Here is a 24522-nt window from a genome sequence, read left to right as displayed (position 1 = left end):
AGTGATCTTGTAAATGAAGAGTTCAATATTGTCTTTCAAGCAGATATATGCAATCATTCCTGCAGCAGGCAAGGGAGAAAGATATGGAGAACCTAAAGTTGATGCGTCCATCGGAGACAAAACCTTTATCAAACAAATTCTTGATACTTTATCGCAAACTCCTATAGCTGGAGTAAAGATCGTCAGAGATGTCGAAACCGTTGATATGCTGGACTCAATAAAACTCGGGATTAAGTTGGCTCACAACGATGGCTGGAATGCTCTTGGTTGGTTAATATGGCCTGTTGACCATCCTTTGATTAGCAAAAAAACTGTTATGACTCTCTTAACTACCTTTTACCGGAACCCCGATAAGATTGTCAATCCGTTATATAATGAGCAACGAGGTCATCCAATTGTTATCCCGGTTGATCTAATTATACCGGACAGTAATCTATCAGGTGGCTTAAGACAAGTTATTGCCGATTCTGCTTTTGAGAGAATTGACGTTGAAGTACCCGACTCTGCTGTGATTCAGAACATCAATCACTATGAGGATATACTTCAAGATGTTTGATTTTCTCGATTATTACCAAAAACTCAAACAATTATTGGAACAAAGTGAATCACTCTGGCAAGCAATAGTTGTTCAAACTGATGGATCTACACCAGCCAAACCAGGTATGCATATAGCAATTCCTTTAACAGGAAACCCTTTGGGTAATCTCGGTGGTGGTAACCTTGAATACAGGGTTATTAACATGATCCGTGAACAACAACCATCAACACCGGTTCTTTGGAAATTCAATCTCGATGAACAAGGACTGCCAATTGACGAGAATACTATTTCAACCAGCATGATCTGTGGTGGCAGAGTTGACGTATTTGTTGAACCCCTTTTTTTTGCCCATAAACTCTATGTAATTGGTGCAGGTCATTGTGGTAAAGCGTTAGCTCAACTAGCTTCCAGAGTTAACTTCCAAGTCACTCTTATCGATAACCGTCAAGATTTGCTGATCAAAGAAGAGTATCATGATAGCTGTACTCTTATCTATAATGACTACAATGACATCGAAAAAGCGATCAAATTCGATAAAAATTGCTTTATTGTCATCATGACATACGGTCATGTTCATGATAAACAGGTACTCGAATATTGTTTGAGAAAGCCATTTTTTTATCTCGGCATGATCGGTAGTGAAAAGAAAGTTGCCGAAACATTCGATAAGTTAAGAGCTCAAGGTTTTTCACAAGAAGATCTACAAAAAGTGCATGCTCCTGTTGGACTTACAATCGGTTCCCAAACTCCCTGGGAAATTGCTGTCAGTATAACGGCAGAACTTATAAGAGAGCGAAATCTTCTTAAATGATCCGACTCGGTCTTTGTTGTATCTTTAAAGAAGAACCTATCAAGTTCCATGTTACGACTGCCAAAAGACTGAATAGTTACGAGCAACAAGAACATCTGCGAATTTTAGGTGAGCTTTGTCTCCATAATGCTAAAACTTTGAAAATTGCGCTACAATACTGCGCAAATAACGGTATTGGCGATTTTAGGATTCTCAGCCAGATCAACCCTCTAAGAACTCATCCCGATGTTGGTTATAAACTACATGACCTGCCGCAAGTCGATGAGATATTAAAATATTACAGAGAATGTCGTAATTTCAATAAAAAAAAGAATATTCGTACATCTTTTCACCCCGACCAATTCATTGTCTTATCAACTCCACATCCGAATGTTCTGCAATCATCATTGGCTGAACTAGCATACCAAGCAGAAATAGCCGAATTCATCGGAGCCGATGTCATCAATGTTCATGGTGGTGGTGTTTATGGAAAGAAAAAAGAAACTCTTGGGCGCTTATCTAAGGAAATAGAAAAATTGCCGGAAAAGCTACTCACCAGACTTACTCTGGAAAATGATGATCGTAGTTATACACCAGAAGATCTTATCCCAGTCTGTAAAGCACTTGCTATTCCTCTTGTCTATGATGTTCATCATCACCGCTGTTTACCAGATAAACTGTCTGTGGAAAAAGCAACCGATCTGGCCATTCAAACATGGAATAGAGAACCGCTTTTTCATTTATCAAGTCCTCGAGATGGTTGGAATAAACCAAATCCGCAATTTCATCACGACTTTATAGACATCAACGACTTCCCCGACTACTGGAAAACACTCGATTTAACTATTGAAATTGAAGCCAAATCCAAGGAAGTTGCCATCAAAAAACTAAGAGCAGAATTGATAGCCCAAGGAGTTCAACTTAGATGATCATTTGAACATTCTTCTTTTATGTTTCTATGCCCAACATGATTTACTGCAATAAGTTATAGTTTTTTCGTGTCCAAAAATACTAACGTAAAACACACACTGAATTATTGACATTATCTTCTGCTGAATCAATAGTCACCCTACGAGTCGGCCCTAGCCGACTCGTAGGGTGACTATAGGTAATCTAAAAAAACAATGAAGCTCTAGCTAAGTGATTTTTCAGATTGATTAACTGTGTTTAACAATTCTGTTGCCTCTTGATGACCGGCTTGAGAAGCTTTTTCCCAATATTCTTTAGCTTTATTGATATTATCTATACCATAGAGTTTACCGATTTTGTAGAGTATTTCGGGATCAGAAGACCTTTTCTTGAAGAGATAAAGTTCGTAATGTTCAATCGCTTTTTCTTTATTTTCTGCAGCTTCATAACTCTTAGCCATTTCGAGAATCAGATCTTCTTGAGTTAATTTATCTTTAGAACTACCAAAAAGAGTCTGCATCCTCTTATATTCTTTCTTAGCCACTCTTCCCAATATCAGGAACCTTAAGAGAATAAAAACAAGAACTATTATGAATAATATCGGGAAGATAGTTACAATTGGGTTCATTATCTCTCCTCAAGAAGTCATTTATTTTGATCATTTTCAAAAGTACTTCTATCTTATGTCAAGTTTTATCTGTCAATAATATCCTTGCGATAACTTAACAAAACCAATATTATTAAAACTACTTGACTTTTCATGCATATCTACTAATTTAAAACATATATTCTATAAAGGAGTGTAATTATGAAACGAAGTATGATTCTATTGGTAATCCTGATATTACCAGTGCTTCTACTGTCTAAATCCGGTATTGGTATAATTCTTGGTGAACCTACTGGCATTTCTTTTAAGATGTGGACGAGTGAAACTACTGCTTTTGATGCTGCTTTAGCTTATTCATTTGCCGACAAAGAGCATTTCTATGTGCATGTTAATCACCTCTGGCATAGTACTATTGATTTAGGAGAAACCAAACTACCATGGTTTTGGGGTATCGGTGGCAATATCCGCTACCGAGAAGCAGCTAAAGATAAAGTAAGGGTTGCTGGAAGAATTCCTTTAGGTATTTATCATATGTTTGAAACATTCCCTGCTGATATCTTTTTGGAGGTAGCACCCGGATTAGACGTTATCCCGGAAATATCCTTCTCATTCGGAGCAGCGATAGGGATAAGATTCTATATCTTTTAACCAGATTATCTCTGATAAAAACTGATTGTTATTTTAAGTGAAGAAATTGTGAGGACTAATTAGTCCTCACAATTTCTTCTATAATCTCATTCTTCTGTCGTTTTCCCGCAGCCATTTTTTTCTCTGCCTGAAATCGGGCATGAAACTCTCTACCCTCTTCCAGAAACGAGAAGAATGATCCCTTACTTCAAGATGCACCAATTCGTGAACGATAACATAGTCAATAACTTCTAATGGTGCCATCATCAGTCGCCAACTGAAACATAGAGAACCTTTACTACTGCAAGAACCCCATCTCCGTTCAGCTTTAGTGATCTTAACATCATTAGGACGGTAGTTGAACTTTTCAGATAACTCTTTTACTCGTTGTGGGATGATTTGATACCCCTGATAAATGTACCAAGCAACCAGAATTTCTCTGATTTTGGGTTGGGCTTTTGAATTGAAAAATAGTTTATCCCCTAATTCTATTATCTGTTCTGTATGCTCTCTATAGCTTATAGGGTATTCCTCACCCAGATAAAGAATCGATGCACCCTCATCAAATCTTCTTTCTTTTGGTCTGGTCTCAAGGGCTATTCCGATTCTTTTTCTGATCCAGTCATTCTTATGCTGGACAAATTCAATTATTCTAGCTTCTGAGAGATGATAAGGTGCTCTAATTATCAACTCCGCATCAGGGGTTACCGTTAAAGAAAGCGTTTTCCTGTTAGATCTGATAATAACACCTTGTATTTGATCCTTTTTATCATCTTTGGTCATGAGTCAGCTTCCATTTATTTTTACTACTAATATGCCCTATTATATACAAGTCAACATTAAATAAAAATTCTGAGATAACTTCACTTGCCTAGATCAATTAAGAATTGACGATATGAGACTCTATCTTTATCTGGCTTCTTTTCATAATAAAAATCTTTTTAAAACATTGATACGTCAAAGGGGACTATATGACTGATTTAAATGCAAATAGAATCAAAAATTATTTACAGGAACTATGTAATCACTATCCTCACCGTTGTACAGGGAGTATAGGAAATAATTACGCTGCGACCTATTTTCTGGAAAGGGCTAAAGAACTCGGTTTTGAAGTTACAACTCAAGACTTTGATTGTATTGATTGGTATTCAGGCGAGGTTTTACTGACTTCAAGAGGTTTAAGCTATCAGGCATCTCCATCCCCTTGGTCTTTAGGTACTGATAGTAAAGCAGAGCTTATCTCTATCAGTAATTTAAAAGAGCTCAAAGAAGAGAATATTCAAGACAAAATTGTCCTTTTACGCGGAGAAATAGCCAAAGAACAATTAATGCCTAAGAATTTTATCTTTTATAACCCTGAAGAGCATCAAGAAATTATCAAACTTTTAGAGCAAAAGCATCCCAAAGCTATCATAACGGCAACTGAGAAAAATCCCGAACTGGTAGGGGCAGTTTATCCGTTCCCACTATTCGAAGATGGCGATTTTAATATACCATCAGTATATATGACTGCTGAAGAGGGTTCTAAGCTGTTAGAGCAAGTAGGAAGATCTGTTCATCTCAAATTTAAGACGATCCGTATTCCGGCATCAGGTTTTAATGTGATAGCTCGTAAGGGTAATAAAAACGCTAAAAAGATAGTAATTTCTGCTCATATTGATACCAAGCTGCATACACCCGGTGCTCTTGATAATGCGACCGGTGTTGTCATCATGCTCTCAATGATGGAGTTGTTAAAAGATTATCATGGTGAACATTGTATAGAGTTTTTAGCAATGAACGGGGAAGATTACTATGCAGCTTCGGGTGAAATGAAGTACTTGGCAGAAAACGAGGGTAAATTCTCTAATATCATGCTTAACATCAATATCGATGGGGCAGCTTATAAAGGAGCTAAAACAGGTTATTCACTAATGTGTGATAATCCGACCTCAATGGAGCAAATCATAGAACCATTAAGAACTAATCCCGTTTTTAAGGAAATTGAGCCCTGGTATCAGGGTGATCATATGATCTTCTTTATGCAAGGAGTACCGGCATTAACCATAACCTCTGATAATCTTTCTTACATACTGACCGAGATTGCTCATACAGAGAAAGATACTATCGATAAAGTTGATCATAAAATTCTAGCAGAAACAGCAAGAGCACTCGCTTTAATAATTAGAAAGATCTAATTTAAAGGATTCAAAAGCATCAGGTAGGAATATGAACTTCCTACCTGATGCTAATGTGGTCAGCGTATTAAATTCATGAAGTGATAGAGATGTGTTGGAAGGTCGCCCGGCTTACGAGCAGTAACGAACTGACCATCAACTACCGTTGCCTCATTAATAAACTGAGCACTCGCATCCGTTACTTCTTCTGCTATACCTGGCCAAGCAGCAATCCGTTTTCCTTCAACTACACCGGCTGAGATCAATATCTGGGGACCATGACAAATAGCACCTATTGGCTTATTTGTTTCTACAAAATGTCGAACAACTTCTAACACTCGCTCATCACGGCGTAAAAGCTGAGGAGCTCTTCCACCGGGTAGATATAGTGCCTGATAGAACTCGGGCTCTATCTGTTCTATAGGAGTTGTTGAAGGCAATGGAGCAGAATTGTAACCAACTACTGCTGTCCCTTCCAGTGAAGCTACCGTAACAGCGTATCCCTCTTCTATAAACCGATACAATGGGTAGAACAATTCCAGATCATTAAAATTGTTCTCTGTAATGATCAATATTCTCCCTTTAGCATCCAGATGAGGGTTTTCCGGTACATAATTGGCTGATACTTCTACCGGCTCTTCAATCTCCGGGGCACAGGAGACTAAGGCAAATGTTGCAATAGCTGCGATCGAGATAATTATTCCCTTCAATGTTTTTAATGCTTTCATAAAACCTCCTTAGTATTAGTTAATCGTTCTTTCGAATAGTATTAGAATTAGAGTTATACAAGCTAAAAACTAACCCAATTGTAGAGATGATAGAACTTAAATTAATTCTCCCAACAAAGATAACCTCCATCCTTAACTTATATATTATCTATATAGTTAACGTCACTTGTGCTTCAGAATTACAGATAATTTTTAATAATACTGTTTCCAATCTATTTATCGATTATTAATTATATACAAAATACTTTCTTTGTTAACTAAGTGTTGCTGAATTAGGTGGACTATTATTGTCTTTAGGGCTAATTACTTTATATGTATTCCGATGAGTTATTTCAAGAAGAGGTTGTTCAACTAGAAATTGATTCTCAATCCCACCGCCAGATAGTTGAATAGAGCAAATGTATAAACCTCATCAACGTCAGAACCACCTTCAAGAACCCTGTATCCAACTCTGACATAAGATTTTCTGTTGATCTCGTAAATCAAAGCCAGCAGAACATCGGCTGCTCTACCATAAGGAGAGAAGAGGGCTTCACCGTCCATATCCAAAGTAATTCGGGGTGTTATAGTGTATCCTAAATGAAAATTTATCAATGGTACTACCCCAGTATCAAGTTTTGTTGCTGATTGCTCCTCAGATTGAATCGAGATCTCAGCATCTCGAACCTTTAAGGTTAGTCCAACACCTTTGATAATGCGATCTTGATTACGAAAATAATAGCGATATTGCAAACGATAAGAATCAAACCGATAAATTGCAGAAAGCTTTTCACCTGCTTCAAAGACCTCTCCCTGAAAACTAATATCTCTATCTAATTCACCTTCCGGTTCTATCGTTAGTGGTGCATAGAGTAATGAAAAACGATGCCTTTCTTTAAATCTATAATGCAGATTTAATCTATAATAAAAGCCAATGCCTGCATCCAATTCTTCAGTCAGTGAGAATTTTGTGGCATCTCCTTTTCCCGGAATGCGAACATCATTGTATCCAGGAATAAAGATTCCACTTTCAATATCAGCTGATAGAAAGGCGTAACCAGCTGTAGCAAAAGTTATCAAGAACAACCAAGTCAGCAATATAGTCTTTTTCAAAGCAACCTCGCTTAGTTTTATTACCTTTCAATATAATACATTTTTGTTCTAATGAAAATGATATGTAGCTTTCAGTAACGGAAACATAATGAAATCACCTGTATCCTCTAAAGGTCTGATCCCACCAAGCTCCCATGACATATTCGTCGAACGAAATCTGACACCAAAGGAGATCAGTCCGTTAAAATCTTCTTCAAACAAACGAGTCATATTAGCATATTCAACTATTAATGAGATTTTATCGGAAGGATCAAAACGGTAACCTCCCATTACTACAAATTGTCCTGTAATATCTTTTTCAGGCACGAAAAACATTAATGCCACATGAAGGCTGTTTCCACGATTTTTACTGAGACTAAACACATTGCCCAACGAATATGTCGATGTTTTAAATGTATATGATGTAAAGAGAGCTGATTCCAGATAGTCAGTACTTAAATAGTTTTGTTTTGCTCCAATTGTTATGGTCTCGAAAGCCTCTTTAACGATCGGAAACAAGGTAAAGGCACCTAAATGAGTACTGTTGGTTATCCCGTAAACATAATTCAAAAAGAATACCTCATACACAGTAAAATAGGAATCATGCTGCGGCATAGTATAAGCAGTGGGCATCAGCAATAAATCATGATCACCCACTCTGTAAGTATTAGCATAGGAAAGCAAAGGAATCATTAGAATGATTAAGAGAATAGTTTTTTTCATAAATACCTCCGGAGATTTGTATTACTCCCTTCAGTATAATTTATCACTAAAATATTGGTGCATTCCGGAGAGTAATTATCTATTCTTATAGATAATAATCCTTTTTCTCGTGTCAATAAAAAATCTCTATATATACTTAGACCGGTAGCTAGATATTCTCTATGATGATATCTTGCTCTTTGTTGATTGAAATAATAGACTCTGTTTCTCAAAGAAAGACTAATCTTTACGATCTACTCATTAGTTAACCCTGTTAAGTTTATTGACAATTTTCTCTCTAACCGGAGAGCTTGATAAGGAGTCAAACAATGAAAAGGATTGTTATTCTGTTACTGCTCAGCTATGTGATATCACTTAATTGTTCAGCGGTTTTCTTTGTTGATATTAATTCGTTTATTGGTAGCTACTATTATCCGGAGCGCACAGATAAAGAATTCAACTATTATGATGTTCAAGATGTAAGGTTTGGCTTAAAGAATATCAGTGTGGATAATCTAAATCTAGCTGTAACCTTGAACTATTCTGAAAATTTAACTGATTACACAATCGGATTGAAGAAACTGCAAGTATCCTACGAGGGGTTTAATAATTGGCAGTTAGCTTATCTTATTGACAACTTAGGTTATGGAAAGGCATCCGAATATTTTGAACAGGATTTGACCAATCCTGATTATCGACTTCATAGGTTGGGAGATTATAGATTTTCCGGCATTAATTTAGAACATAAACTATTATATCACATTACTGCAGCTCATTTTTTGGGGGGTAACAAACATAATACTGTTATCGGTACTTCTGCTTTAAAATGGAATTTGAATCCATTATCAATCAAACTGTTCTATTTACATACAGGAAGAGACAATAACTTTAATAAAACAATGCATTCTATCGGCTTCGAAACAGAATTACAGACAACCTATGTTGAATTTTTTCATTCCCAGTCATGGCAACACTTGAACTCAGTATTTAAAAAAACTAACTATCTTACTTATTCTGAGTTGCTCTTCTCCTTCACACCGGAGTTAATCGCCGGAGGCAATTTCTTCTATGCTAAAGAATATCGTGGTTTTTCTTCATGGCAAGATTATTCGCTTTTAACAACATATCAATTAAAAAGTTTAAATAACACACTGATTTTCAGCCACACTTCAGCTAATGATCTTAGAAAAAGCAAGCTGACAGCTATCATTTCTTATAGTTTTACAGAAAGTTTTTCTTTAGGGATAAATGGTGCAACTCATCTACCTAAAACAAATAGGAATTACTACTCTTTGGGGTTTCAAGTCAAAATAAATGAAAAGTATCCTTTTTAGGTCTATTCTGCTTATTGCTGTCATTATGTTAACTCTTCTCTCTTGCTCATGGGATGAAGAAAGAAGATTAGCAAAGACATATATCGTTATCACTTTTGATGATCAGCATTCAAGCATCTACGATATTGCCCTACCTATTATGCAACAGCACGGTTTTAAGGCTACCAATGCTATCAATACAAACAGGATAGGAAGAACAGGTAATTTGACTTGGCAACAGGTTGAGGAATTGGAGTTTTCTATGGGCTGGGAAACTGCTGGTCATACTCTTAATCATGCCAATTTACCTGATTGTGATGATGATGAAGCACTTTATGAAATTGAACAGGATTGGTTAAATCTTAAAGAAAGGGGATTAAGTCACGATACTTTTGTTTTACCCCGAGGGCATGCTACAGAGCGAGATTATCAAATTATTAAACGGTTTTATAAGAATATCCGAAACAGCATTGATTCCAGAATGCGTTACCCTATTGATAGATGGCATATTGGCTATTTCCCCTATTTAACACATTTCACTGCCCAAGATGCCATAACGAGGATCTCAGAAGGAATACTTAATAAAGAAGCTCTAATTGTCATAGGTTTTCATCGTTTCAATGATCCTGAACATACTCACAGTTGTGCTGAAGAAGACTTTATCCAGATCATGCACTTTATCAAGGATCAAGGTCTAACACTGATAACATTGAAAGAGGCAGCAGAATTATTGAGATAAGGTATAAAGCTCACAGATATATTTGCTTGACGATTAACCAGAACTCGTATATCTAACTTTGCTTTGAAAATGATAAATCATTCTAAGGAAATGTATGAATAGAAAACTGGCTATTAGGGAACTGGCTATTCTATTGGTTATTCTCTTTGTTGGGACTTACATTTTCCGCACTACAGACCTTGATATTAGAATTCAACGTCTCTTCTTTTCCCAAACTGAGGGTTGGTTTCTCTACAATCTACTTTTATTCAGACTTATATACTATTACGGTAATATTCCAGCAATACTTACAGTAATAGGAGCCATTGTTTTTCTTGTTGTGGGGATTAAAAACAAAAAATACGCTATCTACAGAAAGATTAACTTTTTTATCATTCTGACAATGCTAATCGGACCTGGTTTAGTCGTAAATGCCGTTTATAAAGAACACTGGGGCAGACCAAGACCACGACATATTACAGAATTCGGGGGTAACGAACAACATCTCAGGGTATGGAATAAAGGGATCAGTGGAACTGGGAATTCATTTCCTTGTGGTCATGCTTCAATGGGCTATTTTTTCTTCGTCTTCTATTTCATTTTCAGGGGAAAAAATCGGAAGCTCGCAAACATATCTTTGTTGTTTGCCTTAGCTTTTGGCTCTCTAATAGGTCTTGCCCGTATTGCACAGGGAGGTCATTTTGCCAGTGATGTCTTGTGGACTGCCGGATTCCTTTACTTGATTTCATTCCTACTGTATCATCTCTTAGGTATGGAAGCAAACCTGTACAGTACAAAAGAGTTAAACAGCAAGATCAGTAAACCTGCCATTATACTGTTACTTGCCTTAATCCCTATATCTGTTTACTTGCTTCTTTTAGCAACCCCTTATTATAAAACTAAGCAAATTAACTTATCGTTATCAGAAACAAACTTTAATTTTGTTAAGATTGAGGTTGAAAGAGGAGCAATAAGCTTTGAGTTATCAGATTCACTTGATCTGACTTATCAAGCACAAGGATTTGGTTTCCCCGGTAGCAAAATAGATTATACTAAGCATGTTAGAACTAGTCAGGATACTACCTATACAGAACTCTTTATTTATCAAAAGGGATTATTCACAGAACTCAATAACCAGATCACTCTCACTTTAGCTCCAGATAATAATACTGCCTATCTTATCACTGTTCAGAAAGGACAATTTTATCCTCTGGAATCACAACACCTTCAACACTTCGAAGTAGTCTCAAAACAAAATCAACTGCATATCTCTCCACGAGTTATAATAGAAAACTAACTACAATCTCCAGTAATGATATAGCAAATATATGAGTAATCAGTTAGCTTCTATTTCCTTGACAGCTAAACCAGTAATAAAAAACATAGTCAGATTGAACAAAAAATAACCTAAAGATAAAATATAACAAGGAGTTAGGATGCCAGTACCAAAGAGGAAAACTTCAAGAGCCAGACGAAATAAGCGTCGAACTCATCAAAAGGCAGAAATGCCTGTGTGGACTACTTGTCCTCATTGCAATGAAGCAATGCGTCCTCATAATATATGCGAAAAATGTGGGCACTATAAAGGAAAGAAGTTTATCAATATCGTCAAAGAATAATGCGAATCGCTTTAGATGCTCACGGTAGCGATAATTCACCAGCACCGGAAGTTGAAGGTGCTGTAAAAGCTATCTATGAAAATTATTGTGACTTCGTTTATTTAGTAGGGAAAGAAGAAGTTATCAATAAAGAACTAAGTAAGTATTTTTATGATAAAAACCGCATAAAGGTCGTTGATGCCAGACAAGTAATTACTATGGAAGATTCGGCTGCTTTGTCTTCTAAAAACAAACCCGATTCATCATTAGTAAGAGCAATGGAATTGCATAAAAATGGAGAAGTCGAGGCTGTTGTCAGTGCCGGCAATACTGGGGCAGTTATGGCTTCATCACTTTTTCTACTGGGCAGAGTAAAAAATGTCCATAGACCTGCTATAGCTTTACCACTACCTACTCAACAAAATTATGAAATTGTACTCGATGTTGGCGCTAATGTAGATTGTGAAGCGGAGCATCTTGTTCATTTTGCTATTCTTGGTAGTTTGTATGCCCGTGAGATGTTAAATATCGAATCTCCTCGCGTATCACTACTTAATATTGGTGAAGAAAGCGTTAAGGGAAGTAAATTGATCAAAACAACTTATGCACTACTGGCTGCCGAGAAGAAGATTAATTTCATTGGTAATATCGAAGGGAAAGATCTTCTAAAAGGAGTTACTGATGTTGTTGTGTGTGATGGTTTTGTCGGTAACATAATATTAAAAACCGTTGAAGGTGCAATTGTCTCTATATTTGATATAATGAAAGAACAGTTTAAAAAAGATTGGGTAGCTAAGATTGGTGCTCTTTTATCTTTTCCTGTCTATAGTTACCTTAAAAAAAAGCTTGACCATACAGAGTATGGGGGAGCATTATTGGTCGGTCTTAATGGATTACCTATTGTCGCCCATGGACGATCCAATGGAAAAGCAATAATGAACGCCTTGAAATTTGCTTGCAAGATATCAAACTCAGGTTTTGTTCATAAAGTGCAACAATATTTTGAAGAGGTATAATATGATTGCCATATATGAAGCAAGGTTTACCGGAACCGGTAAGTACGTTCCGAAGAAGATTTTAAACAATTACGATCTGGAGAAAATGCTCGACACAAGTGACGAGTGGATAAAGACAAGAACAGGCATGTTTGAAAGAAGAATAGCTGATCCAAGCGAAGCCTCTTCCGATTTGGCTTATGAGGCTTCAAAGATAGCCATTCAGGCTGCTGGTCTCAAACCGAAAGATATTGATATGATCATCGTTGGCACTATTTCCCCTGACCACCTTTTCCCATCAACTGCATGCATTTTACAAAAAAAACTCGGTACAAAAAACTGCCCGGCTTTTGATATCTCAGCCGGTTGTACAGGTTTTGTTTATGCTGCCAGTATCGGACATCAATTTGTAGTGACAGGGAAAGCAAAAAACGTACTGGTTGTTGGTGTTGAGATTCTCTCAAGGATTACCAATTGGGATGACAGAGGCACTGCCGTTCTCTTTGGTGATGGATCTGGAGCAGCTGTTATCTCACGTACAGAGCCAACTAGCATTTCAAAAATCATTGACTTTGATATGAGTGCTGATGGAACGTTTGGTGATCTACTGATCATACAAGCTGGTGGTTCAAGAATGCCACCTACCATGGAAACAGTGAGAGATAATAAACATACTCTATATATGGAAGGTAATAAAATCTTTAAGCTTGCTGTCAGATCAATGCAAGAAAGTGCTGAGACGCTCTTACATCGTAACAGATTGGATATAAGATCAATAGACTGGCTCATACCTCATCAAGCTAATTTAAGAATTATTGAATCACTCGGTAAAAAACTCAATATCGATTTAGAAAAAGTCATTGTAACTATTGATAAATATGCCAATACATCTTCTTCTACGATCCCAATCGCTCTTGATGATGCCATAAGATCGAATAAGATCAGACATGGTGACCTGGTTCTATTAGTTGCCTTTGGTGCAGGATTAACTTGGGGTGGCATACTTTTCCGTTATTAGATGACCTCATAACTTTTCAATTTTTTCGACAACTCTCACATCTCTAAATACACATAGATAAGGAGGTTTCTTTGGCTTATAAAGATAAAAAAATTGCTTTTGTTTTCCCGGGACAGGGTGCTCAATATATAGGAATGGGCATGGATTTTGTTGAGCAGTTTCCTGAATTAATCAACGTATTAACAGATTTTGATAAAAAAAATAATACAAACTTAACTAAGATTATCAAGGAAGGACCTGAAGAAGAGCTTAGACAGACTAAATATACCCAACCGGCTATACTATTTCACAGCATAATTTCTCTACAGGCATTACAGAAATACATATCAATTGAACCCGATTTCGTAGCCGGACATTCATTAGGAGAGATAACTGCTTTAGTAGCAAATGGAGTATTGAGTTTTGCTGATGCTTTGTATTTAGTGCATAAACGTGGTGAATTTATGATCAAAGCTAATCAGGGAACCCCTTATGCAATGGCGGCTATCATAGGATTAGAACCTTCAATCATAAATGAAATTTGTACAGAAGCTTCTTCTGAAGGATTGGTAGTTGTGGCAAATTATAATAGCCCGGAACAGACTGTTATTTCTGGAACAGAAAATGGTGTTAAAAGAGCATGTGAATTAGCAACCCAAAAGGGTGCAAAACGAGCTTTACCGCTACCTGTTGGTGGTCCATTCCACTCGCCTTTAATAGCACAAGCAAGTGAATGGCTTGCCCAAGAAATGGATAAATTAACCTTCAATGAGACCGATATACCTGTAATCTCTAATGTAGATGCCAAAGCCCATACTTCTCCTCAACAGATCAAAGAGAATTTGACTCGCCAAGTGACATCTTCAGTTTTATGGGTAGATTGTGTAAATGAGTTAATTAGTTTGGGAACTGATCTATTCTTAGAATTCGGACCTAAGAAGGTTCTTGCCGGAATGATTAAAAAGATTGACAGAAACGTTGAAATTATAAGCTTAGATACAATACAGGATTTAAGAAACGTAAGGGATGCATTGGAGCAATATTGATGAGATTAGAGAATAAAGTAGCTGTTATTACGGGAAGTGCCAGAGGAATTGGATTTGCCATTGCTTCTGCTTTTGCCCGTCAAGGTGCACTATCGGTCATAATTGATCTTTATCAGGATGCAGTTGATGCTGCCGTTGGCAAAATAAACGACCAAGGATATAAAGCAGTCGGTTTTGCTGCTAATGTTACAGACTCCCAAAGTATTGAAAGTGTTTTTACCGAGATTATTAGTCAGTATTCAAGAATAGATATTCTGGTTAATAATGCCGGGATAACGAGAGATATGCTCATCATGAAAATGAGTGAAAACGACTGGGATAGTGTTATCAATGTTAATCTGAAGGGAACTTTTAATTGTATCCAGAAAGTCTGCCGCATTATGATGAAACAACGAGAAGGGGTCATTATTAATATCTCCTCCGTTATTGGTATCTCGGGAAATGCCGGTCAAGCTAATTATGCCGCTTCAAAAGGTGGTGTGATTGCCTTAACAAAGTCAGCAGCTAAAGAATTTGCATCCAGAAATATTAGAGTTAATGCTGTAGCGCCCGGTTTTATTCAAACGGAAATGACAGCCAATTTACCTGAAACAGTTGTAAGCAACTATCTGGAATCTATCCCTTTGAAAAAAGCAGGTACTGCTGATGATGTAGCAAACGTATGTATATTCCTGGCTTCTGAAGATGCCAGTTATATAACAGGTCAAACCATCAATGTTGATGGTGGCTTAATTATGTAAAACGAAGAGGAGGAATCAATGGACATTTTGTCAAAAGTTAAGGAGATAATTGTTAACGAACTTAGTGTAGACGAAGCACAAATTACTCAGGAAGCCAGATTTATTGAAGATTTAGGTGCTGATTCTTTGGATACCGTTGAACTGATCATGAAATTCGAAGAAGAATTTGAGATTAGTATTCCGGAAGAAGATGCTGAAAAAATGAAGACAGTCGGTGATGCTGTCGAATATCTTAAAGGAAAATTGGGTTAATTATTTGTTAATTGCTCAGCTGCTTGATGCAGCTGAGCAATTATTTTCTTTGCCATTCATTCTCTACAGTTATATTAATGATCCCGTAGAGAGAAAGATACATTTTTAATGAATAACTCTGTAAATGTAAATAATGTTAAAGAGGTAGTAGATAATGAATAAAAAACGAGTAGTCATAACCGGAATAGGCGCTATAAATGCATTAGCAAACAATGTTAATGACACTTGGCGAAAACTGATCAATGGTGAGAGTGGCATCGCTTTAATAACCAAGTTAGATACAACAGAATTATCGAGTAAGATAGCTGCTGAGATCAAAGATTATGACCCCTTGAATTATTTCGAACCTAAGAGTGTTAAGAAACTCGACCTATATACTCAATATGCTCTTATTGCCGGTAGACAGGCAATGGAAGATTGCGGTATCTTAAATACTCAATATGATGCTAATCGTTTTGGTGTGATACTTGGTGCTGGTATTGGCGGAATACAAACTTTCGAAGAAGAAGCAAACAAGATGTTTACTGCCGGTCCAAGAAGAATTAGCCCATTCTTTATACCAAAAATGATATCCAACATAGCTGCTGCACAGCTTTCGATAGACTATCGGTTGAAAGGGGTTAACTATACTTGTGTATCAGCTTGTGCTTCGGCAAATCATGCTATGGGTGCTGCTTTTAGGGCTATCCAATACGGAGATGCCGATATGATTGTTACTGGTGGTAGTGAAGCAGCAGTGACACCTCTGTCTCTGGGTGGCTTCTGTTCAATGAAAGCTCTGAGTACCCGTAATGATGAACCTCACAGAGCTTGCCGTCCCTTTGACAAAGAACGAGATGGATTCATTATGGGCGAGGGAGCAGCATTACTAATAATGGAAGAATTAGAGCATGCCCTAAAAAGAAATGCCAAGATCTATGCTGAAGTAATTGGGTTTGGTGCTAGTTCAGATGCCTATCATATAACTGCCCCCGAAGAAAATGGTGGTGGTACTGTCCTTGCTATAGAGAATGCCCTTAATGACGCAGGATTAAAACCGGAAGAAGTTGATTTTGTCAGCGCCCATGGTACCTCTACTCCATTAAATGATAAAACCGAAACAATTGCTATTAAAACTGTCTTTGGTGAACATGCTTATAAGTTGAAAATAAATTCCACTAAATCTATGTTGGGTCATACTCTCGGTGCTGCTGCAGGTATAGAAGCAATTTCCTGTATCATGTCTTTTCAAACAGGAGTTATTCATCCTACTATCAATTACGAATTCCCTGATCCCGACTGTGACCTTGACTATGTCCCCAACAAAGCAATTAATCATACTGTAAATGTCGCCATCAGTAATTCTCTAGGTTTCGGTGGACATAATAGTGTACTTGTATTGAAAAGATATTAAACTTCTGGATCTTTTCGATATTTTAAATAGGTTATAGAAATATACCGAAATGTTTTGAATAAGTAAAAATAACTTTTTTGAGGTAGGGCGACTCAAGTCGCCTTTTTTCCTTAGTGATGAAGCTATGAATAAAATAATCTCATTTTTTAAAAACTCTTTAACGCGAAAAAAAAAAGATCAGACAGTATCGTCATTTATATCAAGGAAAACTGATCTTAACAAACTCCAGTCAACTATATCCTATATTTTCAAAAATCCGCAACTCTTAGCTACCGCTTTGACTCACAGTTCTTGTAGTAAACATAAGAACGGACATTCTAAACCATTTGAATATGAAAGGATGGAATTTTTTGGAGATGCTATCTTGGGTTTGGTTACCGTTGAATTTCTCTTTCATAAATATAGCGACAAAGCTGAAGGCGATCTCTCCAAGTTAAAATCAAATATCGTCTCCGAAAACTATCTGTCTGTGAAGGCAAAGACGATCAATCTCGGTTCTTATATCAGATTAGGAGAAGAAGAATTCAAATCAAAAGGATATGAAAAGAAATCGATATTAGCAAACATGATGGAGTCTTTGATTTGTTCAATTTATCTTGATGGTGGCTTAGAAGCGGCAAGAGATTTTATAACTAACTTCATATTGAAAGGTTTTGAAAAAGAGCTCTTAAGTGAAATTCATATCAATTATAAGAGTATTCTTCAAGAATACTGCCAATCTAAATACCAGAAACTTCCTGACTACAAAACCGTCTCTGCAGAAGGACCAGACCATAAAAAAACGTTTACCGTTGTAGTATATCTCAGTAATGAGAAGCTCGGGCATGGCATCGGAATGACTAAAAAAGCTGCTGAACAAAATGCTGCTCGGGAAGCTTGTCATAAACTGGGAATATGAAGATTTTTCCCATCTTTATCCCCTTTGCCGGTTGTAAAAACAGATGTATTTATTGTCAGCAACAACTTATTACACGGACAGTAAATCCCGATTTTATTAAGATTAGGGAGCAGCTATCCAAGTTTTGTGTCAAATATCAAGAAATAGCAAAAGAAATTGCTTTTTATGGTGGTTCGTTTACTTTGCTAAGTCACAAACAACAAAAAGAATTGCTCAACGAGATTAAACCTTTTATCCCCTTTGTTGAAGGTATAAGAGTTTCAACCCGACCTGATGGTATTACAAAGGAGAGTCTCTCTTTCGCTGCGAACAACCGGATAACTACAATCGAACTTGGAATACAAAGTTTCGATGATCATGTATTAATTGAAACAAAGAGACCTTATAATTCAGCAGAAGCAATAGCGGCTTCCAGAGCAGTAAAAAGTGCAGGAATTAAATTAGGCATTCAACTAATGCCCGGTTTACCAGGAGAGACAGCAGAAAGTATCCGGAATACTATCAAACAGACAATATCACTTCAACCTAATTTTGTCCGTATTTATCCTACATTGGTACTCAAAGATACAGAAATGGCAGAGATGTATCAGGCAGATATTTATGCACCATTAGCTTTGGAAGAAGCTATCCGTATTTCTGCCGAAATGACCATTAAATTCAGAAAAGCTGCTATCAAAGTAATCAAGATAGGATTACATTCAGATCTATCTGCAGATTCAGTGACGCAAACAACTAAATACCATACAGAGAATAATCCTATCTCATTGAAGATTCCAGATTTACCCGATACCATTATTGCTGGACCTTATCATCCTGCATTCGGAGAACTTGTCTCGCAGGAAATACTGTATAAAAATATCATCAATTCTTATCAACCAAACAGATCTTATCTTATCTCAACCCGAGCTATTTCCCTCTTTAAGAGGGATGATGAGTATCTGTTAAAAAAAATCAAAAAAAACTTGCCTATTAATAAGCTACCGGTTATCTTAGACGACAAAATTGAAAAAGAAATGGCCTTCTTAATTGAAAGTAAGCCCGATTTTCTATGGTAATATGCAAAATGATACGGAAAATAGTCTTCTTTATATGTTTAATTTTTATCGCTGCGATTTTAATGCATTGTGCTCTACCAAAGGAGTTTACTGGGCTTTCTTGGAATGTTGACTTCAATGTACCCTTAATGAACAGAATGTTTCATGTTTATGAATTAGAAGACGAATCCCATTTCATAATGGATGGTGAAGAAATGTTTCTCGTCTATTGTGATGATCTGGAGAGTGATATTGCTGCATCTGAGATCAGTATAAATCCGAAAACAACCGATATTACACCAATCTCTTCTTTCGAAACAGGAAATATTATACCACTTTACATTGATGAAACAGGCATCGAACTGGAAGATATTGAACTGATCCATGGAGTATTAGAAGAGGGTATTTTTAAGATAGAAATAATTGATCCCAGACCTGAAATTGAAGAAATGGAGATAATATGTTACGATATCTTAGACCAGGAAGGACAACCATTTCAGGTGAGGATCACTGACTTTACTACCTCCGTATACAGCTTTGACCTCAGTGGCTTTTCGATCGGAGATGTAGAGAATGATCAAGTGCTTGACTATCTGGAGTTTTTTGTACAAACTACTTCTGAAGAATTTTTCTATGATTTGCTTTATCTGCGTATTTTTTTTGATGAACCTTTATATTTTTCCTATTTTCGTGGTTATCTGGAAAATAAAAGAATCCGTCTAAATGATACAATACTTGCTAATGATATAAATTTCCCCATTAATATCTCGAATGCCTTCCAGTTTGATGAAGGAACTTTAGAGTTGACTTTCAGCAATGAACTCGGTTTTGACACTCAATTTATAGGCACAATAACCGGTGTGAATGAAAAAGACCAAAAGATCTATGCACTCTATATAACTGAAGAAGATCTGGTTGTTTTTTACAGAGCAGTAGGTATTGATACTCCAACTACAACAACTGTCAGTATCACAAAACCGGAAGTAACAGATCTGATCAATATCTTCCCAGAAGAGATGTTAATCGAAGAATCTTACTTCATATTAGGTAATTCTGATCAGATGCCTGGATTTGCCTTAGCATCCGACAAAAACAGTGGTAGTTTTACTCTGAAAACTCCCTCGATCTTTTCAGTGAGCAATGAAACTGTTGTACCTGACTCAATTTATACTTTAGAAATTACAGAAACTAATCGAGATTATATTGAGAAATATACGGAAATGGTATATCTCAATATAACTTTAGAAAACACTATACCTGTGGGTTTATCTATTGATATTTATTTCAGTGAGGTTTCAGATACTCTTTTTATTTTTAACCCCGATATCTATCCAGAGATTCATTCTATAAAATTTGCAGAGAATTACGTTTCAGGAGCAGTTAATGACTCAGAACCTACAAAAAATGAAATTGATTTCTTATTAGAACGACAAGAGATCGAACTTTTTCTTAACGAAACCATCTATTATGCCTTCAAAATAACTTTTGATGAGAGTATTGGCACTGTTACAGTGCTTCCAGATAACTACTTAAGGTTAATCAGTAAATTGGGTATTAATCTCAATGTTGATCTGGATATGTAATTGATACTATGAATATATTATATCTGAGATTTCTTCATCCCACAAAAGTACAATTAGTCATCTTAATTGCGATAATTTTGCTTGGCCTTTCATTGAACCTTTCTGCCTATTCAGGTAGTTCTCTCGCTCTGGCTGGTAGCTACTCTCTTAGGGCTTCGGGTAGTGAAGCTAATTACTGGAATCCGGCAAATTTTGCCTATCCGTCTACTTATGACACTGAGATCATGCTAATTAACTCATATATCTCTCTCAATAATAATGCTTTATCCATAGGCAAGTACAATGATTACAACGGCACTTATCTTACCGACAAGGATAAACAAGATATTGTTAATAGTCTTCAAAATCGCCTATTGGTCAACTCTTCATTTTCTCATTATCTATTAGGATTTTCCTTCAATAGATTTGCCATCTCTTCTAAAATCAACCTCTTTGCTCAAGGCAATCTCTCGGCAAAATATGTTGAGCTACTTCTACTTGGAAATGAATACGATCGTTCATATAGTTTTGGTAAAGATAAAAATAATCTGGAAGCATTAGGATATATTGATTTTACTATCGGTTTTAGTCCCTATTCTTTTATCTTAATTGATTATCTAATACATACTGGGATTGCTTTGAGTTATCTTACAGGATTAGGAGTATTAACAACCGAAGATTATGAAGGAATTCTCAATGTTTCCGATGATGGGGTCCAACTGGAGCAGAATATTACTATGAAAAATGGTTTGTCGGGCTATGGATTCAAATCTATGATTGGATTCCGTTCAGACATCAACGAAAACCTTAGCATCGGCTTATCCATAGACAATCTTGCCGGTTTTATCAACTGGACTTCTAATACAGAAAGAAGATACTATTCTGCCTCTATTGATAGTCTCTATATTATTGATCTTGACGAAGATATCTTTGATCATAGCGAGATAAAAGAAGAGATCGGACATTTTAAGACCTATCTGCCCGTCTTTACGCGAATATCGGTTTTATATCGTTTAGAGAATGTTGATCTTTCACTTGATTGGAAACAGGGCTATGTTAACAGCGTTCTAACAAGTAAAACACCGGAAATATCTATGGGTACAGAATATTATCTAACACCTTACATTCCTCTAAGAATGGGATTTAGACCCGGTCTAGGTGCGGAACCTTATAATCTGACATACGGATTAGGTTTTGAAACAAAGAGCTTTGAATTCAACTTAGGAATAAATTCTATCGGTGCCTTAATACCAAGCACCTATTCCAAAGGTATAGCAGTTGCAATTTCTTCCAAATGGAGATTCTAAGATGATATTTCTTCTTCTAATTCCTGCTCTTTTACTCATTTACTACTACTATCGTCAAACAATACCTGAAATATCAAAATTAAGAAAGATCCTCTTATTTGCTCTCAGAACAATTGCTGTGGTTATTCTACTAATTCTACTATTTAATCCGATCCTCAATTTCAGTAGATCGATAACAAACAGAAACAAAGTCATTTTTTTAACTGATAACTCATACAGTATGGGCCTACCAGCAGGAAAAGTAACAAAATCAGAACTAATGCAGAGTTTTCAGAAAACTCTTGAACCTGAAATAAAAAACAATGATTATGAACTTGTGAATCTGTATTTTGCCTATGGAATCAATGGTAGCAAAACATCAACTAATCTGACTAAATCTCTACAGGATATGGCGAAGCAGGTAAATCTACAACATATAGACAGAATATTTCTTCTTTCTGATGGCTGGTTTACTGATCAGCAACTCGATATTGTAACTCGCCTGAATGTTCCAATCTGGACAATTCATCCTGATTATGAGCACGATGAATTTGATGTCGGTATTAATTCTCTCTTTTATAATCCGACTGCCTACACCGAAGATGAGAACATTATTATTGTTGATATTTTTGCCGATAATTACGATGGTGAAGCTGATCTATCTTTATATATCAATGATAGATTAGTTGATAAACAAGTAGTTAACTTCGCCGATGACAATCTGCAACAGATAAGTTTTAGTCATGTTTTCAACAGTGCCGGACTTTTCCCGATAAGAGCTGAGATCGAAGCCAAAGAGGAAGAACACAATAAGGACAATAATGTCTATCCGGGTGCTATCAGAGTACTTGATAAGCGTTCCGGAGTCTATATTCTGACCGATAATCTAAATTGGGAAGTCAAGTTCCTTAATAATGCTCTGCGTCGAGATGAACGGAAGGATGTTAAGGTTTTTCATAACCATAGAGGTACAATTTATAGTGGTATAGATACTGTCCCCTTCGGAGATATTTTCCCTGAACATTTACAGATGCTGATTATCATAAACAATGGTAACCTTAACTTAACTACTGCTCAAATTGAGCTTCTGGATAGATTTCTTGGCAATGGTGGTGGCTTGCTTTTTATCGGTAATCCCTTATCTTCACTGGAAAACATCCTCGGGGTCAGAGGGACTACGATCAATCAGACCTTCCGTAGCACTCTTTCCCTTACTCCTGAAACCAGGCGTTTTCAAACCTTTGCAGATATCACACCAAATCAGATCCCGACAATTGATTATCTCTACGTCGAACCTTTGTTACAGACTACTATCTTGGCAAAACTCAATAATGACGAACAGAGTGCTGCTGTTATCTATAACGACTATAAACAGGGAAGAGTTCTTAGTTTGACCTTCTATAATCTCTGGCGTTGGCAACTACGAGGTGAAGGTGAAAAGTATAATGATTTTATCTTAAATGTTACCTCTTGGCTCAGTAACCCAAGCGAATCAAATTTCATAGTTATGTCTGATAAGAATAGCTATTTTCTGGGCGAAGCTATCAATATCAGATTGACCGCTTATGATGAAACTCTCTCTATTCATCACGGTTTAAATCCGAAAATCTTACTTTATGACGAAGATGATAATATTGTTCTGGAAGAATTTCTTACCTTTGATAATCGCTATTATTACCTTACTCTGGAACAATTATCTGCAGGGAATTTTAGATACGAAATTATAGAAGATATAACAGGTAATCGTGCTGAGGGAAGTTTCATAGTTTCTGATCTCGATGCCGAAAGGCGTAATCGTGGCTTTAACTTTCCACTATTGGCTTACATTTCGAGGCAAACAAATGGCTCAATACTACTTGAACAAGATCTACAAAACTTTGATCTTGATAGAGCTGTACATTCAACCGAGAGAATAAGACGCGAAATCCCTCTCTACCGGCATTGGCTGATCATTACGCTATTCCTGCTTGCTTTTTGTACCGAACTATTTTTACGTAAAAAATGGGGACTACTATAAAATTATTCAAGATAAAAAAAGGGCGGTTCGTGAACCGAGGAATAATCATCTTCGTGGCTGCTTCCGAGCTCGACGAAGTCAACCGTCCCTACATAGTTTTTTCATCAGTTTAATCTGATATTTCTGTTAAATCCGTGTTCCATTTCTTCCTGCTATTCCTTCCGCTGGAGCATCTCGGTCTTTTCTCAGTGTTCTCTGTGCCCTCTGTGCCTCCGTGGTTAATTCTTTTCCTTGCTTGTCTCCGAAAGCACCCTTTATGGATGCCATATGATAGCCTGCGACTTTATTCGCAGGTAAGTGCCGAAGACCCATGCTGGCTGGTGGGTGGGAAAAGATCCGTTGAGAATATCATCCATAACCAGACACTGAAGTGTCTGGCTATCATATTTCATACCCCTGCGGGGCATGATAAAAGACTTTTTCTTCACCTTGTGCATCTTAATTTTTCTCTGTGCTCTCTGTGTCTCTGTGGTCTAATCCCTGCTTTGCCCTTTTAATGGACTTGCTACCCCCTACTCTTCAACAAGCAATTTAGGTGCTCTGGG

General features: G+C 36.7%; 26 protein-coding genes. 20 read left to right on the top strand and 6 right to left on the bottom strand.

The genetic code is table 11. From position 1 onward, the window contains the following. Window positions 1-13 precede the first annotated feature (13 nt). The 3 genes from K0B81_04765 to uvsE are packed head-to-tail and all read left to right on the top strand — an operon-like array spanning window position 14 to window position 2257. On the top strand, window positions 14-556 hold the full coding sequence (locus K0B81_04765; GenBank protein ID MBW6515915.1) for an NTP transferase domain-containing protein: 543 nt from the start codon (window positions 14-16) through the stop codon (window positions 554-556). Continuing rightward, complete coding sequence (locus K0B81_04760) at window positions 549-1349, top strand: XdhC family protein (protein ID MBW6515914.1); 801 nt, start codon at window positions 549-551, stop codon at window positions 1347-1349. Before K0B81_04765 ends, K0B81_04760 begins: the two co-directional genes overlap by 8 nt. Continuing rightward, on the top strand, window positions 1346-2257 hold the full coding sequence (gene uvsE / locus K0B81_04755; protein ID MBW6515913.1) for a UV DNA damage repair endonuclease UvsE: 912 nt from the start codon (window positions 1346-1348) through the stop codon (window positions 2255-2257). Before K0B81_04760 ends, uvsE begins: the two co-directional genes overlap by 4 nt. Before the next feature lie 203 nt (window positions 2258-2460). Here uvsE and K0B81_04750 read toward each other — a convergent pair whose 3' ends face one another. Then, on the bottom strand, window positions 2461-2865 hold the full coding sequence (locus K0B81_04750; GenBank protein ID MBW6515912.1) for a hypothetical protein: 405 nt from the start codon (window positions 2863-2865) through the stop codon (window positions 2461-2463). A 180-nt stretch (window positions 2866-3045) separates the two neighbouring features. Here K0B81_04750 and K0B81_04745 point away from each other — a divergent pair, with 180 nt between their 5' ends. After that, window positions 3046-3492 (top strand): hypothetical protein, encoded by a 447-nt coding sequence (locus K0B81_04745; protein ID MBW6515911.1) that lies wholly within the window; start codon window positions 3046-3048, stop codon window positions 3490-3492. A 78-nt stretch (window positions 3493-3570) separates the two neighbouring features. On the opposite strand, the gene K0B81_04740 is transcribed toward K0B81_04745, so the two are convergent. Further along, window positions 3571-4254 (bottom strand): M48 family metallopeptidase, encoded by a 684-nt coding sequence (locus tag K0B81_04740; GenBank protein ID MBW6515910.1) that lies wholly within the window; start codon window positions 4252-4254, stop codon window positions 3571-3573. 188 nt (window positions 4255-4442) lie between these two features. Between K0B81_04740 and K0B81_04735 the strand changes: the two genes are divergently transcribed. Continuing rightward, window positions 4443-5648: a M28 family peptidase gene (locus K0B81_04735; protein MBW6515909.1), complete on the top strand. Its 1206-nt coding sequence runs from the start codon at window positions 4443-4445 to the stop codon at window positions 5646-5648. A gap of 59 nt (window positions 5649-5707) precedes the next feature. Here K0B81_04735 and K0B81_04730 read toward each other — a convergent pair whose 3' ends face one another. The 3 genes from K0B81_04730 to K0B81_04720 form a co-directional block, all read right to left on the bottom strand. Then, a complete protein-coding gene (locus K0B81_04730) occupies window positions 5708-6355 on the bottom strand; it encodes a type 1 glutamine amidotransferase (GenBank protein MBW6515908.1) in 648 nt (215 codons plus the stop codon). Window positions 6356-6706: 351 nt separating this feature from the next. Continuing rightward, window positions 6707-7447 (bottom strand): hypothetical protein, encoded by a 741-nt coding sequence (locus tag K0B81_04725; protein ID MBW6515907.1) that lies wholly within the window; start codon window positions 7445-7447, stop codon window positions 6707-6709. A gap of 48 nt (window positions 7448-7495) precedes the next feature. Then, the gene (locus tag K0B81_04720) at window positions 7496-8149 is read right to left on the bottom strand and encodes a hypothetical protein (GenBank protein MBW6515906.1); all 654 of its coding nucleotides are present in this window, start codon (window positions 8147-8149) and stop codon (window positions 7496-7498) included. Window positions 8150-8457: 308 nt separating this feature from the next. Here K0B81_04720 and K0B81_04715 point away from each other — a divergent pair, with 308 nt between their 5' ends. From K0B81_04715 to K0B81_04645, 15 genes are all read left to right on the top strand, one after another. After that, window positions 8458-9462, top strand: coding sequence for a hypothetical protein (locus K0B81_04715; protein MBW6515905.1), 1005 nt, complete (start codon window positions 8458-8460; stop codon window positions 9460-9462). Continuing rightward, window positions 9443-10180, top strand: coding sequence for a polysaccharide deacetylase family protein (locus K0B81_04710; protein ID MBW6515904.1), 738 nt, complete (start codon window positions 9443-9445; stop codon window positions 10178-10180). The genes K0B81_04715 and K0B81_04710 overlap by 20 nt, the downstream gene beginning before the upstream one ends. A gap of 94 nt (window positions 10181-10274) precedes the next feature. Then, window positions 10275-11456, top strand: coding sequence for a phosphatase PAP2 family protein (locus tag K0B81_04705; protein ID MBW6515903.1), 1182 nt, complete (start codon window positions 10275-10277; stop codon window positions 11454-11456). 139 nt (window positions 11457-11595) lie between these two features. Beyond that, window positions 11596-11778 carry a 50S ribosomal protein L32 gene (gene rpmF, locus K0B81_04700; protein MBW6515902.1) on the top strand — a complete coding sequence of 61 codons (183 nt, stop codon included), beginning with the start codon at window positions 11596-11598 and terminating at the stop codon, window positions 11776-11778. Further along, entirely contained in the window at window positions 11778-12773 is a 996-nt protein-coding gene (gene plsX, locus K0B81_04695) for a phosphate acyltransferase PlsX (protein MBW6515901.1), read from the top strand. The genes rpmF and plsX overlap by 1 nt, the downstream gene beginning before the upstream one ends. 1 nt (window position 12774) lies before the next feature. After that, a complete protein-coding gene (locus K0B81_04690) occupies window positions 12775-13770 on the top strand; it encodes a ketoacyl-ACP synthase III (protein ID MBW6515900.1) in 996 nt (331 codons plus the stop codon). Window positions 13771-13904: 134 nt separating this feature from the next. Continuing rightward, window positions 13905-14795, top strand: coding sequence for an ACP S-malonyltransferase (gene fabD, locus K0B81_04685; GenBank protein MBW6515899.1), 891 nt, complete (start codon window positions 13905-13907; stop codon window positions 14793-14795). After that, window positions 14795-15535, top strand: coding sequence for a 3-oxoacyl-[acyl-carrier-protein] reductase (gene fabG, locus K0B81_04680; protein ID MBW6515898.1), 741 nt, complete (start codon window positions 14795-14797; stop codon window positions 15533-15535). The genes fabD and fabG overlap by 1 nt, the downstream gene beginning before the upstream one ends. A gap of 18 nt (window positions 15536-15553) precedes the next feature. Next, on the top strand, window positions 15554-15787 hold the full coding sequence (locus tag K0B81_04675) for an acyl carrier protein (protein MBW6515897.1): 234 nt from the start codon (window positions 15554-15556) through the stop codon (window positions 15785-15787). A 154-nt stretch (window positions 15788-15941) separates the two neighbouring features. Then, on the top strand, window positions 15942-17180 hold the full coding sequence (gene fabF, locus K0B81_04670) for a beta-ketoacyl-ACP synthase II (GenBank protein MBW6515896.1): 1239 nt from the start codon (window positions 15942-15944) through the stop codon (window positions 17178-17180). A gap of 124 nt (window positions 17181-17304) precedes the next feature. After that, a complete protein-coding gene (gene rnc, locus K0B81_04665; protein ID MBW6515895.1) occupies window positions 17305-18078 on the top strand; it encodes a ribonuclease III in 774 nt (257 codons plus the stop codon). Beyond that, window positions 18075-19133, top strand: a complete 1059-nt coding sequence (locus tag K0B81_04660) for a radical SAM protein (protein ID MBW6515894.1) — start codon at window positions 18075-18077, stop codon at window positions 19131-19133. The genes rnc and K0B81_04660 overlap by 4 nt, the downstream gene beginning before the upstream one ends. Before the next feature lie 62 nt (window positions 19134-19195). Then, complete coding sequence (locus K0B81_04655; GenBank protein MBW6515893.1) at window positions 19196-20695, top strand: hypothetical protein; 1500 nt, start codon at window positions 19196-19198, stop codon at window positions 20693-20695. Window positions 20696-20703: 8 nt separating this feature from the next. Further along, complete coding sequence (locus K0B81_04650) at window positions 20704-21981, top strand: hypothetical protein (GenBank protein ID MBW6515892.1); 1278 nt, start codon at window positions 20704-20706, stop codon at window positions 21979-21981. Window position 21982: 1 nt separating this feature from the next. After that, window positions 21983-23977 (top strand): hypothetical protein, encoded by a 1995-nt coding sequence (locus K0B81_04645; GenBank protein MBW6515891.1) that lies wholly within the window; start codon window positions 21983-21985, stop codon window positions 23975-23977. Window positions 23978-24103: 126 nt separating this feature from the next. On the opposite strand, the gene K0B81_04640 is transcribed toward K0B81_04645, so the two are convergent. Continuing rightward, window positions 24104-24244, bottom strand: coding sequence for a hypothetical protein (locus K0B81_04640; protein MBW6515890.1), 141 nt, complete (start codon window positions 24242-24244; stop codon window positions 24104-24106). Between the last annotated feature and the right edge of the window lie 278 nt (window positions 24245-24522).

The organism is Candidatus Cloacimonadota bacterium, assembly GCA_019429305.1.
Taxonomy (GTDB): Bacteria; Cloacimonadota; Cloacimonadia; order Cloacimonadales; family JAJBBL01; genus JAHYIR01.
Note: the sequence above shows the minus strand (reverse complement) of the source record. Positions and strands in the feature narration are given on the sequence as shown.